This window comes from Ruegeria sp. CK1, assembly GCF_056536545.1.
The window spans coordinates 134,331-153,501 of record NZ_JBQFPX010000004.1; the positions used below are offsets into that span (position 1 = coordinate 134,331).

Annotated in this window: 15 protein-coding genes and 2 tRNA genes; 5 read left to right on the top strand and 12 right to left on the bottom strand. The window is 51.8% G+C overall.

The window, feature by feature from the left end:
* Positions 1–160: 160 nt before the first annotated feature.
* Together ACR0L3_RS11705 and ACR0L3_RS11710 are read right to left on the bottom strand one after the other, a co-directional pair.
* On the bottom strand, positions 161–1,369 hold the full coding sequence (locus ACR0L3_RS11705) for a winged helix-turn-helix domain-containing protein (protein WP_480745903.1): 1,209 nt from the start codon (positions 1,367–1,369) through the stop codon (positions 161–163).
* A gap of 4 nt (positions 1,370–1,373) precedes the next feature.
* Positions 1,374–2,399, bottom strand: coding sequence for a LacI family DNA-binding transcriptional regulator (locus tag ACR0L3_RS11710; RefSeq protein WP_480745904.1), 1,026 nt, complete (start codon positions 2,397–2,399; stop codon positions 1,374–1,376).
* A 115-nt stretch (positions 2,400–2,514) separates the two neighbouring features.
* On the opposite strand from ACR0L3_RS11710, the gene ACR0L3_RS11715 reads away from it, so the two are divergent.
* Positions 2,515–2,591: transfer RNA gene (locus tag ACR0L3_RS11715), tRNA-Arg, on the top strand.
* Between the two features lie 88 nt (positions 2,592–2,679).
* Here the strand turns inward: ACR0L3_RS11715 and ACR0L3_RS11720 are convergent.
* From ACR0L3_RS11720 to ACR0L3_RS11740, 5 genes are all read right to left on the bottom strand, one after another.
* Entirely contained in the window at positions 2,680–4,392 is a 1,713-nt protein-coding gene (locus tag ACR0L3_RS11720; RefSeq protein ID WP_480745905.1) for a glucosamine inositolphosphorylceramide transferase family protein, read from the bottom strand.
* A gap of 447 nt (positions 4,393–4,839) precedes the next feature.
* Positions 4,840–5,892, bottom strand: coding sequence for an ACR3 family arsenite efflux transporter (arsB, locus tag ACR0L3_RS11725; RefSeq protein ID WP_480745906.1), 1,053 nt, complete (start codon positions 5,890–5,892; stop codon positions 4,840–4,842).
* A complete protein-coding gene (arsJ, locus tag ACR0L3_RS11730; protein WP_480745907.1) occupies positions 5,889–7,154 on the bottom strand; it encodes an organoarsenical effux MFS transporter ArsJ in 1,266 nt (421 codons plus the stop codon). The genes arsB and arsJ overlap by 4 nt, the downstream gene beginning before the upstream one ends.
* Positions 7,151–8,149, bottom strand: coding sequence for an ArsJ-associated glyceraldehyde-3-phosphate dehydrogenase (locus ACR0L3_RS11735; RefSeq protein WP_480745908.1), 999 nt, complete (start codon positions 8,147–8,149; stop codon positions 7,151–7,153). Before ACR0L3_RS11735 ends, arsJ begins: the two co-directional genes overlap by 4 nt.
* Complete coding sequence (locus ACR0L3_RS11740; protein WP_480745909.1) at positions 8,146–8,979, bottom strand: arsenate reductase/protein-tyrosine-phosphatase family protein; 834 nt, start codon at positions 8,977–8,979, stop codon at positions 8,146–8,148. The genes ACR0L3_RS11735 and ACR0L3_RS11740 overlap by 4 nt, the downstream gene beginning before the upstream one ends.
* Before the next feature lie 337 nt (positions 8,980–9,316).
* On the opposite strand from ACR0L3_RS11740, the gene ACR0L3_RS11745 reads away from it, so the two are divergent.
* Together ACR0L3_RS11745 and ACR0L3_RS11750 are read left to right on the top strand one after the other, a co-directional pair.
* Positions 9,317–9,392 (top strand) — tRNA-Thr (locus ACR0L3_RS11745).
* Positions 9,393–9,901: 509 nt separating this feature from the next.
* Positions 9,902–11,482, top strand: coding sequence for a hypothetical protein (locus ACR0L3_RS11750; RefSeq protein ID WP_480745911.1), 1,581 nt, complete (start codon positions 9,902–9,904; stop codon positions 11,480–11,482).
* A 769-nt stretch (positions 11,483–12,251) separates the two neighbouring features.
* Here the strand turns inward: ACR0L3_RS11750 and ACR0L3_RS11755 are convergent.
* From ACR0L3_RS11755 to ACR0L3_RS11770, 4 genes are all read right to left on the bottom strand, one after another.
* Complete coding sequence (locus tag ACR0L3_RS11755; protein ID WP_170337130.1) at positions 12,252–12,632, bottom strand: hypothetical protein; 381 nt, start codon at positions 12,630–12,632, stop codon at positions 12,252–12,254.
* A gap of 114 nt (positions 12,633–12,746) precedes the next feature.
* Positions 12,747–13,925, bottom strand: coding sequence for a carbohydrate porin (locus ACR0L3_RS11760; protein ID WP_170337128.1), 1,179 nt, complete (start codon positions 13,923–13,925; stop codon positions 12,747–12,749).
* On the bottom strand, positions 13,922–14,686 hold the full coding sequence (locus ACR0L3_RS11765) for a DUF3299 domain-containing protein (protein ID WP_170337125.1): 765 nt from the start codon (positions 14,684–14,686) through the stop codon (positions 13,922–13,924). The genes ACR0L3_RS11760 and ACR0L3_RS11765 overlap by 4 nt, the downstream gene beginning before the upstream one ends.
* 26 nt (positions 14,687–14,712) lie before the next feature.
* On the bottom strand, positions 14,713–16,110 hold the full coding sequence (locus ACR0L3_RS11770) for an amidohydrolase family protein (protein ID WP_170337131.1): 1,398 nt from the start codon (positions 16,108–16,110) through the stop codon (positions 14,713–14,715).
* A 132-nt stretch (positions 16,111–16,242) separates the two neighbouring features.
* On the opposite strand from ACR0L3_RS11770, the gene ACR0L3_RS11775 reads away from it, so the two are divergent.
* Positions 16,243–17,250 (top strand): AraC family transcriptional regulator, encoded by a 1,008-nt coding sequence (locus ACR0L3_RS11775; RefSeq protein WP_480745912.1) that lies wholly within the window; start codon positions 16,243–16,245, stop codon positions 17,248–17,250.
* A gap of 292 nt (positions 17,251–17,542) precedes the next feature.
* Positions 17,543–18,004: a hypothetical protein gene (locus ACR0L3_RS11780; protein WP_480745913.1), complete on the top strand. Its 462-nt coding sequence runs from the start codon at positions 17,543–17,545 to the stop codon at positions 18,002–18,004.
* Between the two features lie 32 nt (positions 18,005–18,036).
* Here ACR0L3_RS11780 and ACR0L3_RS11785 read toward each other — a convergent pair whose 3' ends face one another.
* Complete coding sequence (locus tag ACR0L3_RS11785; RefSeq protein ID WP_480745914.1) at positions 18,037–19,005, bottom strand: tyrosine-type recombinase/integrase; 969 nt, start codon at positions 19,003–19,005, stop codon at positions 18,037–18,039.
* Positions 19,006–19,171 lie beyond the last annotated feature (166 nt).

The following is a 19,171-nucleotide window of genomic DNA, read 5'->3' on the forward strand; positions in this document are numbered from 1 at the left end:
CATAAAACATTCACAACAAAGCGGATTTGGCCGTAAGTACAAGTCAACCGTATCCCAAGGCCACCAACAAACAGGTTTGATCCATATCGGCATATCTACGGGAGCGACAATTGCGGGTGGAAAAGGCGGGTTGCAGCTGGTCGTTTCCTAACCGGCAACCTTATTTAGGGTCTTTTAGCCAGTCTTTCGCAAATTCTACGTCTTCTAAACCGGCAAAGCGGCGAACCCGGTCCAGTTCTGATTGTAAGCGTCGGGTGCGTGCATCCGTCCAGCGTACTGAGCGTTCCGGCCAAAGTGCGCTCACCTGAAGAATACCGCTGTCTCGACGCGCTTTCATGTCGATGCGGCCGATCATCCGATCGCCTTCCAAAAGCGGAAAAACATAGTAACCGTAGGTTCGCTTTGCGGCCGGGACAAAAACTTCGATCCGATAGTGAAACCCAAATAAACGCTCTGCTCGATTTCGGTCGCGCAGCATCGGATCAAATGGGCTTAATACCCGGATTCGACCTGGTGGGTGCAGGGTATCAGTCTGGGTTATACTTGGCCGGGCGAACAGTTTGCGAACCCGACCGTCGGCGCAAGTGATTTCAATTTCCTGCAAAATACCCTTATTCAGAGCCTGATCAGCCCATTGTCTGGCTTCGCTCACGCTGACTGTATCCCAGAATGCCGCCAGCTCCCCCGACGAGGCAAATCCCAATCGGTCCAAGGCTGCGTTGCACAGCCAATCCACCGTTTCCTCGGTATCGCAAGCCATGTTGCCAGGGCACAGATGAGTTTCAATCACCCTTTCTGTCAGGTCATATCGTTTCTGAAATCCGTTGCGGCCAACCACAGTTAATGCACCCGACCGCCACAGGAATTCCAGCGCAGTTTTTGACGGGTGCCAGTCCCACCAGCCGCCCGAGCCCTTCTTTTCGTCCTTGCCGACATCCGAAGACGACACCGGCCCATGATCGCGGATATGTTGCAGGACAGTGGCGAACTGTTGTTCAAAACCATCCCGGCGCCAGTTCTTCCAGCGTGATTTTAACAGCGCCGCATCGCGCTGAAACCGCAGGTGCCAATGAGGGTAGAACTCCTTCGGGATGACGGCGGCATCGTGTGTCCAGTGCTCGAACAGCGCTTTTTCACGCTCATAAAGATGTTTGAGATTTTTCGCGCGATAAGACGGCCTGCGCGAATACAGGATCATGTCATGGGCGCGGGCGACGGTGTTGATACTGTCAAGCTGCACAAAACCCAGCCGGTGGATCAAGTCCAGCAAATCCGCGCCCTTCGCTCCGCCCGTTGGCTGCTCGGCCAAGGCGTGGCGATCCATGAACAGCGCACGGGCTGCCTTGTTATCCAGCCTTGGCAGCGCCATTGACTTAGCGCCGCTTCAGCGTGTCGCCGTAGTTGATTTTGGGAGTCAGGGTCACTCGAGTATCGCCCTCGGCGTTCGGGTCGGCCAACCGAGCGGCAATGATCTCTGCCGCTTTGCGCCCGATTTCCAAACGGCAGGCGTCCATCGTCGCCAATTTGCGCGGCAGCCCTTGCAGCAGTTCGACATTGTTGAAGCCCGCAAGCCCAATCTGACCCGGAATGTCGATCCCTTGTTCCAGTAGGTACAACAGCCCACCCGCACCAATCATATCATTGGAATAATAAAGGAAATCCAGTTCGGGTGATCGCTCCAGCATGGCTTGGGTCATCTCGCGCCCTTTGGCCAAAGCAGAGCCACCAGAATAGAACTCTCGGTCTTCGATTTCGATACCGTTTTTGCCCAAAACTTCGGTAAAGCCTTCAAACCGCTTCCGTGCCCGATGATCCAGCGGCATCTTGGTGCCCATGAAGCCAATATGTTGATACCCAGCCTTTAGGATCGCCTCGGCCATCTCGCGCCCAGCGCGGCGATGAGAGATCCCAACCATGGCATCAACCGGCTTGCCATCCGTGTCCATAATCTCAACCACCGGAATACCAGCGGAATCCAGCATGGCTCGGGCGGCTTCAGTATGCTCGAGTCCCGCAATGATTACGCCCGAAGGCCGCCACGAGAGCATCTCGTACAGAACCTTTTCCTCTTTCTCGGGCAAATAATCCGTAACGCCGACAACAGGTTGTAACTCAGTATCCTCCAGCACCTGATTCACGCCTGTCAGCACCTCTGGGAAGACCATGTTTGACAGTGACGGAATGATCACCGCAACCAGATTGACCCGGCTTGAGGCCAACGCCCCCGCGATCTTATTGGGTACGTATCCAAGCTCTTTCGCCGCTGCCAGAACGCGGGTGCGGGTAGCGTCAGACACATCGCCCCGGTTTCTCAGAACCCGGCTGACCGTCATCTCAGATACTCCGGAAGCCTCGGACACATCACGAAGGGTAAGCGGGCGTTTTGTTTCTGTGTTCACGGAGAGCACCTGCACTGTTGTTTTGCCCGATGGTAGCGTGAACAGGACGCGATTTACAACTGTTGTGCAAAGGTCATGACAACCCCGAAAAACCAAGGTAGAGAGAGCCTTGCGCGGCCCCGTGGCTCAACTGGATAGAGCAGCCCCCTCCTAAGGGGCAGGTTGCAGGTTCGAATCCTGCCGGGGTCGCCATGGCAACACGCTGATCCGCAACTATGCACGGTACTGTCGCCCAAAACAAAGAACGGATACGCTCAACAGTTCGTTTGTCGCCAATATGCTACCACGCATCCCGCTCGGCGAGCGATCTCATAAAGTCGATAACCATGTATTCACCGTTTGTGTGGAAGTGGTGCGTCGAGATAATGTTCTTTTTGAAATTTGGGAAAACTGAATCAACCTTGATCTCTGCGTATGAGTCGACGCTCAGCTCCAACACTTTGTTCAGCTCGAAACTGCGTCCGTAGTGATTGATATCCTGAACTTGATTAACCCTATAGAGCTCACCCTCGTGCACGAAAAAGCCGCCGTTACGCGCCCGCTGAGAGTCAAAGATAATCGGATTTCCGCAGGTCAACGGTTTCCAATTATTTTCGAGTGGGTTATCGGCGTAGAATATATGCAGTTCCGAGTTGTGTTCGCCCAAACCGGAGGTGCAGATATTTGAGAAAAGAAACCATTCAGAGCCATGCTGGATCACCATAGAGTCCGCCGCATTGACATCGTCGATCAGGACTTTTTCGAATTCCCATTTCATAGGAAAATCGGTGCATTTATAGAGTCTGATTTGGCGAGCTTGGTACGTTTCCGGGATCATATAGATCTCTCCATCGTGCCTGAAAACAAAGGGGAAGGATAAGTGAAACTCTTCATCCAACACTGGCCCCAAGAATTCGTAATTGTCCCCGTTCAGCTTAACCGCTGAGATTTTTCCCTTTTTCTCATCAAAAAAGTAATCCTCAACGAAACAGATGTTCTCTCCATCCGAACTGAAGACAAATGGATCGGCCAGAAACCTTTTCCTGGGGTTTTCAATTTCCACATATCTGAATAGCGATTTGTGAAGCCCATCGAACTTGCTGAATGCCACGCTCCAGACGGGGTATTGTTTGGGAGTAATTGAGCGCCGAAGTCTGCGATAAAGAAATCCAGAATAAACGTTCCACAGATATTTAAACAGCACGCTGGAACGGCCATCCAACTTTAGCAGCTGTTCATGATAGAGAGACGCGGTTTTTTCGAACTTTAGCTGACGATGTTTCGCTAGATCATCGAAAACTTTTATCATGTACGTGAGAGACGCCTCACGCAATTTCGCTTGATTGGCATACCAAAAGTCTTCCGTCGTGATGTTTCCACGAAAAACAACCTTTCCACCGTTAAGTTCACTGTTGAGCTGTTGAATGATAAATCCACTGCTTGGTGTCGCATTCAAAACTTCCCAAAACCCAGCGGGACCGCCACGGTTGACGCGGTTGTCTCCGTGGTGAAATGAAAGCACTCCAAATTTTGCAGAGTCGAGTATTGCCCCGCGGATAATGTCATCGCCGCATCCGAGTATGACGTCTAAGTCTTCCGCTTGGATTTTTTGTAAATCCTCTTTCGAAAAGTCCACGTAAGACCCAGCTTTGGACCAACTCCCGTCCAACTCAACAGCTTGCAGTTCAAAACCTTCCAAGTCTTTGTGAGATCTAAAATTTGGGTTTCTTCGTGCAATTTTCCGAGTCTCAACCTTATCAATTAGTCGGATTAGTAAATTAAATATGAACAAGTTCAGTGCTTTAAAAAGCTTGCCGGATTGGGCCAAACTCCAAAACTGTTGATCTCTTTTGGTTGCTGGTTGTGATTTCGCGTACCCCGTTATCAATACCGGAGGATCAAAAGAATCCGAGTTCACCAAATGCTCAACTATTCTGTAGCTGTAGTAATCGACTGAGGTCCCGCCACAAAGTATTCCCACCCGTAGAGGTTTCTCTAAGTCAGGCTGTCCCATTAATTTGATACTCCTTTACGTGATGTCGCGCCGCGACATCCTCTGATAGTTGAGAGTCCGAGAAGAGATTGCATAGCAACCGTACAAACACGGCAGGAAGATGAAACCTTGAAAATAGAATTCACTCAATTCTATAGCGGTAGAAGAGTATCTGAATAACGGGACGTACTACGAATTGTGCGGAACAGTACGCTGCACTGAAACTTGACCTACTAAGTCAATTCAGGCCAGCGGCACTCAGCAATTCGGTGTTACTAGGAATTCAGCCATCAAGATGGCGCAAGACCTAACAAAGCCTGATGCCGCGTTGGCGAAGAGGTTTTCTTGTCGCAAACGGCGCGACGAGAATGAGATCATGTTCGGAAAACCCAACTGTGGGGTCGAGCGGCAACATGAAACAATCGATGACTCTTGGTCATCGCCGTGGCATCAGCCGTTATTCATTCGCTATGGCCGTGACCCTAACTCGTCAGCGCCGAGCGTTTCCAAGGGATCAGGGAATCGGGCACGCGTGCGGTTCGCAAAAGCCACCAGCGACAGCATCACCGGTACTTCGACCAGAACACCAACGACCGTTGCAAGCGCTGCGCCAGAGTTCAGGCCGAAAAGGCTGATTGCGACGGCGACGGCCAGTTCGAAAAAGTTCGATGTGCCAATCATGGCGCAAGGGGCGGCGATGCGGTGTGGAACTTTTAACGCATAAGCCGCGCCGTAGGCCAACGCAAAGATGCCGTAGCTTTGGATCAGTATCGGAACCGCGATCAGTACGATCACAAGCGGTTTGGCTAAAATGGTCTGGCCTTGCAGGCCAAAAAGAATGACGACTGTCGCAATCAAACCCATGATTGACCATGGTTTCACACGGGCCGAAAAGGAATCGATGGCTGTTTGCGAGCCGAGTTTCCGGCGCGTTATCAGCCCTGCGATCAGCGGTAGTACCACATACAAAACTGTCGCCAGTACAAGTGTCTGCCAGGGAACCGAGATATCCGTGACACCAAGAAGGAATGCGACAATGGGGGCAAAGGCCACCACCATGATCAGGTCATTTACTGACACTTGTACCAGCGTATAGGTCGCATCCCCTTTGGTCAGTTGGGACCAGACAAACACCATCGCAGTGCAGGGGGCCGCACCCAAAAGGATCAGGCCTGCGATGTATTGCGCGGCGTCTTCAGGATTAATCCAAGGCGCAAAGATGTAGTCGAAAAATAGTACCGCCAACAACGCCATGGTGAAGGGTTTAATAAGCCAGTTGACGACCAGCGTTACGATCAAACCCTTTGGCTGACGAGCAACCCCTGCGACAGCACCGAAATCGACGCCGACCATCATCGGGTAGACCATTGCCCAGATCAACAAAGCCACCACCAAGTTGACGCTGGCGACCTCGGCCGAAGCAATCAGACCGACCAAGCCGGGCGCGGCAAGGCCGATGAGGACTCCGCCAATCATGGCCAGTGCGACCCAGACGGTCAGGTAGCGCTCGAATATGCTCATGAGTATGCCTCAGTTGTTTGATCGGTCAGTTTGCCCGAGGTCAGCGCTGCCAGTGCGACCATCACGGCGGTTGTGCCCAGAACCAGTGACAGCCCTCCGACCTGGTAGGTGAAGCCCGACAGGACAGTGCCCACAAGTCGACCGGTAGCGTTGGCCATGTAGTAGAACCCCACATCCATCGTAACACGTTCAGACTTGGTAAAGGCGAGGATCAGGTAGGAATGCAGCGCAGAATTTACCGCAAAGATTGCACCGAACACGAGCAAACCCAACACAAGTGTTATGGTCAGCCAAGTCTGCGGTCCCGAGGATGCAAGAACGGCCACGGTAAGCGCGGCGGGAACGCAAAACAACGCCGCAGCCCAGCTGCGAGCGGCACGGATAAGATCACTTTCACTGCGTTCCGTTGCGCGCAGAATCTTGGGCGCGCTGGCCTGAACAGCTCCGTATAAAATGATCCAGACCGCCATGAAGGTGCCGATCATGAAGAACGCGGCGCGATTGCCATCCTCGGTGCCGTCCGACAGCACGGCGTAGAAATAGATCGGGATGCCGACCACGAACCACACATCGCGCGCGCCGAATAATAAGACGCGCGCCGCCGACAGCCAGTTCACATTGGCTGATTTCGAGAAGACTTCGGAAAACTTGGCACCCTTGCGCCCTTTGGGCAGGCCCGGCGGCATGAACAAGATGACTGCGGCAAGGATCACCGCCAGCACAATCGCCATGACCAGTACCGCCCAGGTAAAGCCCAGAGTGGCCAGCAGGGCAGCACCCAGAAGAAAGCCCAACCCTTTGACCGCATTCTTCGATCCGGTCAGCATGGCAACCCAGCGGAACAACCCGCCGCCTTCGGTCGGTGCAAGCAATTTGACCGCGGATTTCGAGGACATCTTGGCCAGATCCTTGGCGACCCCACTGGCGCCCTGCACTAGCATGACAAAGGCAACAGATGCGCCAATCGCCCAATTAGGGTCTAGTTGCGTCAGCGCAAGCAGAGCCACGACCTGTAACCCAAGTCCGGCATACAGCGTCGAGGTCAACCCGAAACGCGCCGCGATCCAGCCCGCTGCAAGGTTCGTCACCATGCCGGCGATCTCATAAAGAACAAACAAATAAGCCAGCTGAACCGGCGAGAAGCCCAGCGTGTGAAAGTGCAGCAGCACCAACATGCGCAAGGCCCCGTCGGTCAGCATAAACGCCCAGTAGGCCGCCGTTACTGCAATATAGGCCGACAGACCTTCGGGCCGCTGGGTCACAGCGAGGCCCCAACCATCAGCGCCACGTCAACCAAGCGATGCGCATAGCCCATCTCATTGTCGTACCAGGCATAGATCTTTACCTGCGTTCCGTTCACCACCATTGTCGAGGGCGCGTCGACGATCGAGGAGCGTTCGTCGTTGGTGTAGTCGGTCGAAACAAGCGGTCGGGTTTCATAACCCAGAATGCCTTTCAGCGCGCCCTCTGCCGCAGCCTTGAAGAGAGCATTGACCTCTTCCACGGTGGTTTCGCGTTCGACCTCAAAGACGCAATCGGTCAGCGACGCATTCAGCAGGGGTACGCGAACTGCGTGACCGTTCAACCGTCCTTTGAGTTCCGGGTAAATCAACGTGATCGCAGTTGCCGAACCGGTGGTGGTTGGGATCAGCGAATTCAGAGCTGACCGTGCACGCCGTAAGTCCTTGGCAGGGCGGTCTACGATGGTTTGTGTATTGGTCACGTCATGGATCGTGGTCATCGAGCCGTGGCGGATGCCGAGGTGCTCGTGGATGACCTTAACCACCGGCGCGAGGCAATTGGTTGTGCAGGACGCGGCCGTCACGATTTGATGCACAGCCGGATAGTAGACCCCATCGTTAACCCCTACGACGATATTCGCGGTCGGACCGTCCTTTACAGGGGCTGAGACGACGACTTTCTTCACGCCCGCCTCGAAATAGGGCGCAAGCTTGGCCTCGGTCTTGAACACGCCGGTGCAGTCAATCACGACGTCGACGCCATCCAAAGGCAGTTCTTTCAGGTCCTTGGTGCCGATAAAGGGCAAGCGGGTGCCGTTGACCGTAACGCTGTCCGCGTCATGCGAAAACTCCGCATCCCAGCGGCCGTGCACTGTGTCAAACTCCAGCAGATGTGCGTGCATCTCGGGATCGCCAACCCCGTCGTTGATCCAGGCGATGTTCGCGCCCTTTTCCAGCAGCGGCTTCAAGGCCAGTTTTCCCATCCGGCCCAAGCCGTTCAGTGCATAAGTCGTCATGATTGATCCTCAAAAGACGCTCTGCCGATATCATCGACAGCAGATTGCAATGCGATCCGGTCGAGGCTTTCGACCGGCAAAGACGTAAAAGCCTGAATTCGTCGTTGCAGCGCGCCATAAGTATTTTGAAAAGCCAAGCTTTTCTCGGCATCCGTGCCTGTCGCTTTGACCGGGTCAAACATGCCCCAGTGGCCGCTAATTGGCTGGCCTTCCCAAGCTGGGCATTCTTCGTTCGCGGCCTGGTTGCAGACGGTGAAAACGAAATCCATTTCGGGTGCACCCTCGGCTGCAAACTCTGACATGTGTTTGGATCGCAAAACCGAAGTATCGTGTCCCTTGTCCTTCAGAACTTGCACGGCAAACGGGTTGAGTTCCGACGATGGTTGAGTTCCAGCAGAATAGACATTGAACCGATCACTGCCCAATTCGCGTAGCAGCGATTCAGCAAAGATCGAGCGGGCTGAATTACCCACACACAGAAAGAGTACATTATATTTGCGGTCCGTCATGGTGTCATTTCCTTGTTTAAAGGGCATGCAAATATCAGGGCGACCACGGCAGCAATCGAGGACCAGAAAATCCAACATCTGCTGCACGTTTTTCATATCAACCGAATAGAGCAGAGAAGTTCCCGCCCGTTCCTGTGTCACTAACCCCGAGCGTTGCAACGCGTTCAGATAGTTCGACAGGGTGCTGGCTTTGATACTTAACTCTGTCGCCAACTCACCCGCAGGAACAGCGTCGGGAAAGCGTCGCATTAACATGCGAAACACCGAAATACGCTGAGGGTGACCTAGTATGGACAGTTGGTTCGTTATCTCTATTATCATATTTCATGAATTATAGAAGTATAGATTGTTCGTCAATTGGCACCACGGGCTGTAATCAAAGTTTCACAATCGGAAAGCGCCTTTGATTTTAGGCTGATTTCCGGATTTATCTGTCAGGTATGTTCATCTGTGGCTTGGTCGCAGATTGAAAATAGAGCCCACGATAGTGCCGAACGAGGCTTGCGCGTATTACACCGACCGTTTAAACGATGCCTCGCTTGCCCCAACAGCTTAGGCTAGTCCTTCGAGCCTCGTGTAACGACTTTCGATTGACTTACCATACAAAAAGTTGGGGATGCAGGAGAAGATATGTCGAGGCTATCACATAGTCTCGAGCGCCGCTGTAGCTCAGCTGGTAGAGCACGTCATTCGTAATGATGGGGTCGTAGGTTCGAGTCCTATCAGCGGCACCACTCTTCTCAGCAAAAACAACTACCTACCGGGTTGCAGTTTGAGTGGAAACTGTAGCACGGAGTGTGAACGTTCACAACAAGACCCGCAGTTTTCGTTTAGCTTCACAGTTCGATTGTGAACAACCCCCATCAATGCGAATGGCCATTGCTTCGCAATGCCCCTTGCTCAAAAGCAAGGACGTGCTCTACCAGCTGAGCCACAGCGGTGACGAAAATTTCTCGCAGAAAACCTAACAACCAGCATTGCAAAACGAAGGAAATCACGCGCGAACAAGACGTTCACATGAAAAAATTTGTGAACGACACGGCCAAGTCACTGTTATCATTGAGATAGCCGTATCATACTTTATGTCCGCTTCATTCTGTTCTTTTGGAATGACGCCCCCAACAAGGGGGTGCGGGGTTGCAGTTAATCCTCATCAGCGCAAAAAATTATCTAGAAAAAATTGTGACAAACCAGCTTGGGCACGTGATTGATTGGATTATGAACTCGAGTGAAAGAGCCCGGCATGAGCCTTAACGCGAATATCCAAGAACCTTGGAAAAGTTCGAGAAGGAACCGATTAGGCCTTAGTAGCCTCGCTGCCGAAGCTATTGCCTTGGTAAGCGATTATGTTGAGTCGATGGACGCAAGAAGAAACAGGCGTTTTAACGATGCACAGCGGGACGAGTGCCAAGCCAATGTGATGTGCCTACTGATGGACCTATTGTCAGTTTCTTCAGTTAGCGATGAACTTTGGATTGGTTATAGTCGCGGAAAAGCCAATTACCTTCGTGGGGGTAGCTATTTCGATCACTATCGAGGCTGTAGCCTACTCTCGTATACGTACTATTTAGACGCAATTGATCTTTTAACCGAGTTGGAACTAGTTGAGAATGTGAATGCTAAAGCGGGGTTTTCAACTTTCTCTTCTCGTTTGAGACCCACTGAAAAGATGAGGCAAATTTTCCAAAAACTCAATCTGGACTGGACGTGTATCACTGAAAAGTCCGATGTCGCAAACATTATTGTAAAGGATGACAGCAAAGCCGTTGTGACTTGGCCAGAGCCTGGGCAATTCGATCTTCAACGGGCGATTGAGAACTTGGCACGGATCAATGATAACCTGTCCCGAACGTTCATTAACATCAACATTTCAGATGATGAACTGTTTGAACTGAACCGCTCGCGAGTCGCCAATACACTCGACGAGGGCTTCGATGCCGAAGACCTCACTGGAAGACAACCTATCGATTTCAGCCACAGAACAATACGCCGCATTTTTGCAATGAATAGTTTCAGCAATGCAGGCAGGTTCTACGGCGGTTGGTGGCAAGGTGTTCCAAGCAGCTTACGGAAGCACATTCAAATCGATGGCGCGGTAACGGTCGAGCTCGACTATTCGACCATGCAGCCACGTATTCTCTATGCTTCAGTTGGCTTAGTGCCGCCCAAGGATTCGTATCTGATACCCGGTTGGGAAAATGTTCCCCGTAAGACAGTGAAGAAGCTCTTCAGCCAACTTCTGAATAGCGATGAATCGTCCCGAAATCCTAATCAATGGCACCGCTTTGCCCCATCCGAAGACCCCGACTTGCTTCCCGATAATTGGAGCGAACTCGACCGGGCCGCGAAAGACAAGTATCGGCGAAGGCATTTCTCTGAAAGAACAGGCAAAGACTATTCTGAGCTAATAAGGGATGTTTTGAAATTTCACGCGCCAATCGAAAAAGATTTTTTCTCAAGTGTCTGGGGGGCCACGCAACACATCGACGCTCAAATAGCAGAGCTCACTATGTTAAAGATGCTCGATCAACCAGTTCCAACTACTGTCCTACCAATTCACGATTCATTTATTGTACGAAGGGGAGGAGAAGAGGCACTTAGAACTACTATGATTGAAGCGTTCGACGAAGTGGTCGAAGCAGATATTAAGATCGATAGGGACGAAGCGGTATTCGACCGACCGGAAGGAAACGAAGGAAAAGAAGAAGGGATACTTCTTTCAGGGTCAGAATTGCATGCACAAGTTCGAACCATGTTGGATACACACAAGGGGTACTTCAGTCGGGAAAGACAATGGGAAGTCAGATGGGGACCGATTGACTAATATTTCTGGAAACATACCTCCGCCACTATCCTTCTTCTTCGTTCTAAACCTCAAACCAAAACCCAATCCCCCTTACTAGACCACGTAAGAATTCCTCCTTACACGTTGGGCACAGGTCCCGTTTAGGGCACTCAGTAACGAGTTTGGGTGCATTTTTTCCTACGTCACCTACAGTTGGTATTTTCGCGGGAGAGTTTTAACTGATAATGTCACGGCTAGTGCCACAGACGAAGCTACGGCCAATATTCTACAGAGATTAGCGGGAATATTTTGTTCCGCCCCACACCAACGGAAACTCATCAGGCACCTGTTTTATATGAGCTTTCTTAAACTTGGGAGGTTACATACCCGCCGAATGGTCATGCAATCGATCTTTTGAAAATGAAAATGTTCAGAAACAATCCTGAGCAGACACCTGTGAGCCGTCGCTCGCCGTAATCGATTCCAATGACTGCTACGCGCAGAAAGCAGACTTTGCAAAGTCCGGTTGACCACATTGTCCACCAAAGGCGACAGTTCTGCTTCGCGACTGGGCTATACATAGCCCTCAAAGCGTATTGTTTGCGGGACTTCAGTTGCACCGTTTTCCTGAGCGAGTAGGGCGCGTGCTGACGAAAAGGTAGCAAGCGCAAAAAGAACAAGAAGGGCCTTTATCATCGTAGCGCCTCGGATCCGGGTTTTGAACTTGGGCCGGGGTTCACAAAATGATCGCCCCGGCCAGCGTCAGGGCAAACGAGGTAGTTCTTGCCCTGAAACATCGTACTTTCGCCTAATTTAGAAGATCACCGACGATGCCGACGGCATCGACCACGGTAGACAGGTCATTCGTAACTTCGAGGACTTCGTCATCGACCAGAATGTAGCGGTTTCCTTTGCCCGGCTCCCCAAGCTTCCATTTGGAAAGGTCTCCAATATCCTCGAACTCCAGGTCAGATGGGAGCTTGGCACCGCGCGTGTAGCGCTTGATCTGTCCAGGTGGTACAGCTTTTGGGCCTTTGCCGGGTTTGTCTTCTATCTGAATGCTGACATCACCGTTCTTGCCCCCCTTGTTCGGCTTTTTACCCTTGTTGTCTTTGGCATGGGCATCGCTGCCTCCAAGGATGAAAAACACAACTGCTAAGGCTGCAAGAATTCCGTATGCAATCTTCATAGATTGTTCCTTTGCTTCCCAACTTCATTCGACCGGCGTTGAAAATTCCGGCACGCGCTTGATCTCTCTTAGTTGCCCTTTGGCACACCCCTTAGTGACTGCCTTCACCCCGCATTAGAAAACGATCCGGGTTCTTAGACCGAACAGGGTAATCCGGTCCTGATCGGGATTTAGAAGCGGGTCGGAAATGAATTGTACCGATGGCGTGATCTGCAGTCCGGGTGAGATTGAAAAGCGGTAGAAAGCTTCAAGCGTGAACTGATCGCCATCTATGCCTCTTGCTTCGGCCCAGTTTAGGCCCAGACCGGCCAAATCGGTGTTGCGACCATAGTAACCGAGACCGGCAGAAATCGACCGTTCATAAAGCGCTGCGGTTCCCTTCGAGGCCCCTGCACGGAAGAACGGCATCCATTTATTGTCAACAAACCATGCGGCGGAAAACGCTGCGCCGTAATCTTCTGCTCGACTGCCATCGTCAGCCGCATCCGCATGCCAGAGGGTCAGATGGATATTGTCGAAGTAGATGCGATCAAAGCCGGACGTGTACCCAAGTTCGAGCGACTTGAAGAGATTGCCGTCGCTAAACACATCAAAGTTTGGATCGGACGGGTCGGCGTTTGCGTCTGATACGCTGGCAACGGCGTAGAGGTTCTCGCTCAGCTTTACCCCACCGGCAATACCAAGGCCTTGGTTGGGCGTGTTGATTGTCGGGTTGGTATTGAAAGACAGGTTTTGAAAACCACTGTAGGGGCTTACCAACCCGTAGATATCCACAAAGTCCGTTACATCAATCTGGCCGACTTGCAGCGCCCACGACCCATTCTCAGCCCTTTGGGTCCAGAACAAATTGGTCAGAAGCAAACCGTTGTCATTGAAGGCTGTTCCCGTGATTGAAAGGGCTCCGCCATCCAGCCCGAGAAATTGCGGAGCAACGTCAGTATAACTGTGCCTGTCTTCGATCTTGAATGTCAGAGACCCCCGTTCAGTTGCCTGCCAACTGCCGTAGAACCGCGCAATTCCGCTGGCTGCTTCGCCGGTTCCCAGATCAGCATCCGTGGTTTGGCCCAATGCCAGGTAGTCAATGTTGAACCGAAAACCACCCTCAGCCAGTCGGTCTTTCCACTGAAACCAACCCGGTGCGATGTTGCGTGGAAAATCGGAACGATATTGCGGATCGGTGAGCCCGTCTCCGGGCGCAAGATCGGCTTCGACTGAAGATGGCCCGGATAGTCCCTGAGCCGACGCTGCGCCAGCAAATGCAATGCTCAATGCGGCAACCAGAAGTCTTATCATTTTGACGCCTGTGCCCCACCGGTCTTGCGATTTCCTGCCGCGCGGATGCGATCAGCAGCACGCTGCTTCCATTCCAACCTGTCTGCCTCGGTTTCCAGAGTTTCGACACGTTCCGCCTCTAGCTGGAAAGTCGCATTCATAGGCATGAGGCCATCCACAACCATCATATTATGAACGGAAGGATCGATAGTCAGCGTGCCTGTCAGCCGAACGGGTTCGTGGAAATAGCTAGGCGCCCAGTCCCCGTTCAACCGCACACGGATCATCTGGTTAGGCGGAGGTGGAGGCATGTGGCTGCACATCCCTCTTTCTGGCACCAAATACGCCACAGGCCGGCCGTCCGGATCGCTTGGAGCAGGAATGGCAAAGCCCGCGAGTGTGATTGTTCTGCCGTCGAATTGCGGGTTTCCGCTCGTTCCAGCCTTTCTTCGACGTTCAGTCACAACCTCGCGCTGATCGAGTAACCAGTCGACGTCAATTCCGTCTGACACCAAGGCGTCTTCGGTCTCTGCTAAAAGCAATTGCCATTTCTGCCGTTCTTCGGCGCTGCCAACCTCCTGCTGCAACCTGCCGCGTATACGCACAACGAAAAGAACATCGTCGAACTGTTCGGGGCTGAGTTCACGATAGGGGTCATCAAAGACCTGCGCAGACGGATCTGGCAGATCTGCCCAGTCCAACGCGGTTCCAGGCGTCGCCGCAGCATCATAACCGCACAAAACTAACCCTGCGAATACTGCGGAGCAAAACCAATTTCGCATGAATGCTCTCCGGCTGCTTTATCTGGTCAATCCAGTGTGTTTTTGTAGATCACACCGTCCTTCATGATCAGGCGGATTGTTTCCGGGCTGTCCGGCCTCGGGTCCGCACCGAACCACTGATCGCCTGTTCCAACGACAGAGAAGTCTTCGAGGGGGTTGCCGTCTATCAGCAGGATGTCGGCATAGGCGCCTTCTTCGATCACACCCAGTTTGCCTTCCGGATAGGGGTTCATGAAATCACCGCTAAGTGCCGCGATCTCGCCACCTACCGAAGTTAGGGTTACCATCGACGCATAGGGGCCGAAGAAATGGTTATTCAGATGTTTCTCGTAGGCGATCTGGATGTTGCACGCTTCGACCGAGCCGACGCAATCGGTTTGGAAACCGCGCGGCGCCGGGCATTCCTTCATACTTGGAATGTAGGCTTCGAAGGTCGCCGAGGCCGATTTGGCCTTCCTCAAACTGTTGGGGTTGTTTTTCACGGAAGGAACATCAAGTAGGCCTGGATCAAATGCTGTGATGTTCGTCGTGATGTACGCTCCTTTTTCTTTCATCAAAGCAGAAATCTCGCAGTCAAAGTGAAATCCGTGTTCAATGGTTCTGACCCCTGCATTCAGGGCATTGATGATCGCTTCTTTGCGGTAGGAATGTGCCATGACATAGGTGCCGTACTCGTTGGCAACCTGAACAGCGGCCTCGATCTCTTCCTTCGAACCGGCGAGCAACTGCCATGGATCGAATGCCGAAATCACCCCACCCGATTGCATGAACTTCAGTTGCGTGGCACCCATGCGCAGGTTGTTGCGACCATACATGTAAATCTCGTCAACACCGTTGACCTGTTGGGCCATGTTCAGAGTGCCAAAGTTGGTCACCCCGCCCGGTGGAGATGTGAAGGATGCGAAGTCGGCATGGCCGCCGCGCGTCCCGAGAAATGCGCCGGAAGGATAAAAGCGGGGGCCGACGATCTGGCCTGCGTCTATGGCACGCCGCAGCCCGCCGCCAGCGCCCCCGGCATCGCGAACGGTCGTGAAGCCCTGCATCAGGTACATTTCGGCCATCCGGGTCCCGTGGATGGCGAAATCCTCCCAGGTCGAGTTGGTTTCCATCTCGGCAATCGATGGCCCCATGAGCATCAGGTGCGCGTGATTCTCTATAAAGCCCGGTGTCAGAGTGCGCCCCCCGCCGTCGATAACCGTCGCGCTCGGCGCATCAATGGCATCGGTTGAGACGGACTTGATCAGATTGCCCTCGACCAGAACACTGGCATTTTCAATGCGTTGCTCATTCACACCGTCGAAGACATGCACGTTGGTAAACAGCGTTTGGGGTTCTTCTTGATCCTGAGCCTGCGCGGTCGCCGAAAAAGAAAGAACTGCCGCGACAATTGCCGTCGAGCAAAGAGACATTCGTAAGCCGGACATAAGTACTCCCTTCATATTCATGTTTTGCCAACTATAGTCTGGAATTCATTGGCTCGGTTGCCCCTTTTGAATTAGGATGTACGAATGTGACTGCAAAAATGGCCACTTCTTAAAGCTAATCCAACAAGGGTTATGAGCTTGCCTTTCAACTCCACCTCCCGAGAGCATAGCGAGGGCTTTGTTCGCCTCTCTTTAGCCGCTCCCTTTCTACAATATCTCACCGAACGTAAGATCAATCCGCAACCAGCATTGGATCAGGTCGGCTTGAAAGCTGAACTGTTGACTAACCCATCCGTGTTCGTTCACTCCGAGTTGGTTTACGGCTTGGTAAATGCCTTCTCAGAAGTATCAGGGGATCGATACCTAGGACTAAATGTAGGGGAGTCGTTTGACCTACAAGGATGGCCGCCCTTCGCTCAAGCCTTGCAATCTACAAAAACGCTGTTCGAGTTTTTTACCCGCTTTGTTGAGCTCGTGCCGCAGGAGTCCAATTCTGTGCGGCACAGCCTTGTCATTGAAGCAGACAAAGCGACTTATCGTATCGAGAGGCAACAGGAACCAACCGTCCCACCCATTCAGGTGACCGGTTTTGGTGCCGCAATCTATGTACGCCTATTGCAGACCGTCGTCGGAGATTCCTGGGACTCTTCCCGTGTGCGATGGGAAAGCAGATACATCAATGGGCTGCCTATCGACTACAAAGGGATCGAGGTTGGCCTTGGGACTGATCCCGGAATGCAAATTAGTTTTCCTGTGGAATGGTTGTTTTTGCACCACGTCTCTGAGGGTTCTGCCAAGCCCATAGCATCACTTCGACAAGATGAAGAAGTAACCGTGGTGGCAGCTTTGCGATCTGTCTTACGCGACAAACTGGATGAAACCGATTTGGGACCAGAGATGGTGGCTGGAATGCTGGGAATACAACCGGAACGGTTTCTGAAAGCGCTTCAAAAACAAGGCACAACGCTACCGCGCGAAATCAAACGGCTGCGTATCGATGTCGCCAAGGAGCACCTCAAACAAAACCAGATGACAATTGCAGAGATCGGACTGATGCTCGGCTATTCTGACAAGTCCCATTTCACTCGCTTTTTCCGAGGTCAGACCGGAATGACACCGACCAAGTTCCGAAGCAAGTAAATGTGGTCGAGCCAAATGAACGCTTCGAAGATTAGGTCCTCGTGGGATCAGTTCGGAGAAGTTGTAGTGCGACGTTGAACAGGTTAGTCGACGACATGAATGGTTGGTTGCCACCGCCGATACAACCTCTGCAACTGGCCGTTTCGTTGTGTATTTCGGAGTTAGCAAAGCTTGGTTGCGAAGGTCCGCTTCGGGCTGAGTGCCGACTTTAGAAGCATGTCGAAATTGGACATTTCAAACCGAAGGCCTTAAGACTGAAAGACATTTCATCGTCTCCAGTAAAGCATTCAATATGGCTGTACCCACATTATCAGTTTTTTTCGGAGAGAAAGAAGACCGGTTGCGCTACAATATTTTAGGCCTGATTTGGTTTGCGGTGATGTTGTTTCCAGCACATGTAGACGCATCGGAAAAGCGTTTAATATGTGTATTAGAGAAAACCTGCATTCAAGGCCGAGGCTGTTTCGATGGAGCGACCCCTTGGCCAGCTGAATACATCTTGAAATACGAGGGCGATGTCTTGATTGCGGCAACAGCGTCAGAGAGCATTTGCAAATCAAATAACCGGGTCAAGATAGACGAACGATACATTACGTTCAGCTGCAACACCGTGATAGAGGGTGAACACTTGTTGCTTTGGAGCATCATCGATCGGGTCACAGGTGCGTATGAGGATGGGCAGCAGAAACTAGATGACCCGGCAGAAAAGATATTCGAACAAGGGAACTGTTCGGAACAAGCGAGAAAGTTTTAACTTGGCTTTTCAATCCCCCTAGCTCGGCAAATCTAGTCTAACAAGTTGAGAACATCTTTAACGTTTAAATGCGTGTAGCGCTGGACACTACGAATATCTCTATGGCCACTTACCAACATAATTTGGGCTTGATTGAAGCCACGTTTGGCAACTTCAGTGATTCTTGTATGCCGAAGCTGATGCATTCTCACGTGATCTTCCAGTCCCGCACGTTTGCGAGCCCTTCTAATGGCCGTAGAGACGCTGTGTGGCGCGACAGGATACAGCCTAGACTCTGATGTCGAACATCGCTGTACCCCCCCTTGCAGAAGCGCTACGGCTCTCTTTGTCAAAGGCACGACCCGGTCTCCCGTTTTGCCATCTTCGACAGTAAGTACTCTTTCTTCTAGAGAAAGGTGTCGCGGCGTTAGATTAGTGATTTCTGACCTTCGCATTGCCGTTTCGTAGGCAAGTTCAACAATTTCACGCATGAGTGGGTTGAGGTTGGACATAAGAAGTTCAAGTTCATGCCTTTCTACAACTCTCTCAATTGGCTTGGACGCTGGGGGCAAGGCGATATTTCGAGCTGGCGAATTAACAACGATATCTCCGAAAATCATCTCCCTTTCCACCCATCGGAACAGCTTGTTAAGTGATTGGATTTCTTCTCGGACAGTCGAACCGCTTACCTGCGCCAATCGCTTGTTCTTATATTCGTTCAAATCCACCCGAGTTATCGACAGAAATGACTGCGGGAAAAATTTGGACATTCTAGAATAGCGAAGAAGCATCATGTGGCGCGAAGCCTTACCCCGAAGTTGCTTATCGCAGTATAGTTGGCCGATACTGAGTACAGTGTGTTCCTTTCTTTTGGTTCCGTTTGTTCTTAATTGTGATGTTTGTCTTTCAACCCAAACCTCTGCCTCCATTCTGGTGTCGAAGGTTTTTGAGATTGAGGGGCGACCTGCTAGTCGAATTTGAACATTTATTCTTCCGGATTTGAGTGTTCGGTAGGATGCCATGTGAACGACCTATCTTATTGATTTGATAGGCAGTATTTTCGATGAGATTCGTAATGATGGGGTCGGGGGTTCGACTCCCTTCAGCGGCACCACTCTTCTCAGCAATATGTCACTTCGACATGAGATTTTGTTTCGTTCTTTTGGGACTTACAGTCGAATTAGACAT

Excerpts from the sequence above, each read along its gene's own strand:
- ACR0L3_RS11705 (WP_480745903.1), bottom strand. The coding sequence starts at position 1,369 with ATGGCGCTGCCAAGGCTGGATAACAAGGCAGCCCGTGCGCTGTTCATG.
- ACR0L3_RS11720 (WP_480745905.1), bottom strand. The coding sequence starts at position 4,392 with ATGGGACAGCCTGACTTAGAGAAACCTCTACGGGTGGGAATACTTTGT.
- arsB (WP_480745906.1), bottom strand. The coding sequence starts at position 5,892 with ATGAGCATATTCGAGCGCTACCTGACCGTCTGGGTCGCACTGGCCATG.
- ACR0L3_RS11735 (WP_480745908.1), bottom strand. The coding sequence starts at position 8,149 with ATGACGACTTATGCACTGAACGGCTTGGGCCGGATGGGAAAACTGGCC.
- ACR0L3_RS11740 (WP_480745909.1), bottom strand. The coding sequence starts at position 8,979 with ATGATAATAGAGATAACGAACCAACTGTCCATACTAGGTCACCCTCAG.
- ACR0L3_RS11750 (WP_480745911.1), top strand. The coding sequence starts at position 9,902 with ATGAGCCTTAACGCGAATATCCAAGAACCTTGGAAAAGTTCGAGAAGG.
- ACR0L3_RS11755 (WP_170337130.1), bottom strand. The coding sequence starts at position 12,632 with ATGAAGATTGCATACGGAATTCTTGCAGCCTTAGCAGTTGTGTTTTTC.
- ACR0L3_RS11760 (WP_170337128.1), bottom strand. The coding sequence starts at position 13,925 with ATGATAAGACTTCTGGTTGCCGCATTGAGCATTGCATTTGCTGGCGCA.
- ACR0L3_RS11765 (WP_170337125.1), bottom strand. The coding sequence starts at position 14,686 with ATGCGAAATTGGTTTTGCTCCGCAGTATTCGCAGGGTTAGTTTTGTGC.
- ACR0L3_RS11770 (WP_170337131.1), bottom strand. The coding sequence starts at position 16,110 with ATGTCCGGCTTACGAATGTCTCTTTGCTCGACGGCAATTGTCGCGGCA.
- ACR0L3_RS11775 (WP_480745912.1), top strand. The coding sequence starts at position 16,243 with ATGAGCTTGCCTTTCAACTCCACCTCCCGAGAGCATAGCGAGGGCTTT.
- ACR0L3_RS11780 (WP_480745913.1), top strand. The coding sequence starts at position 17,543 with ATGGCTGTACCCACATTATCAGTTTTTTTCGGAGAGAAAGAAGACCGG.
- ACR0L3_RS11785 (WP_480745914.1), bottom strand. The coding sequence starts at position 19,005 with ATGGCATCCTACCGAACACTCAAATCCGGAAGAATAAATGTTCAAATT.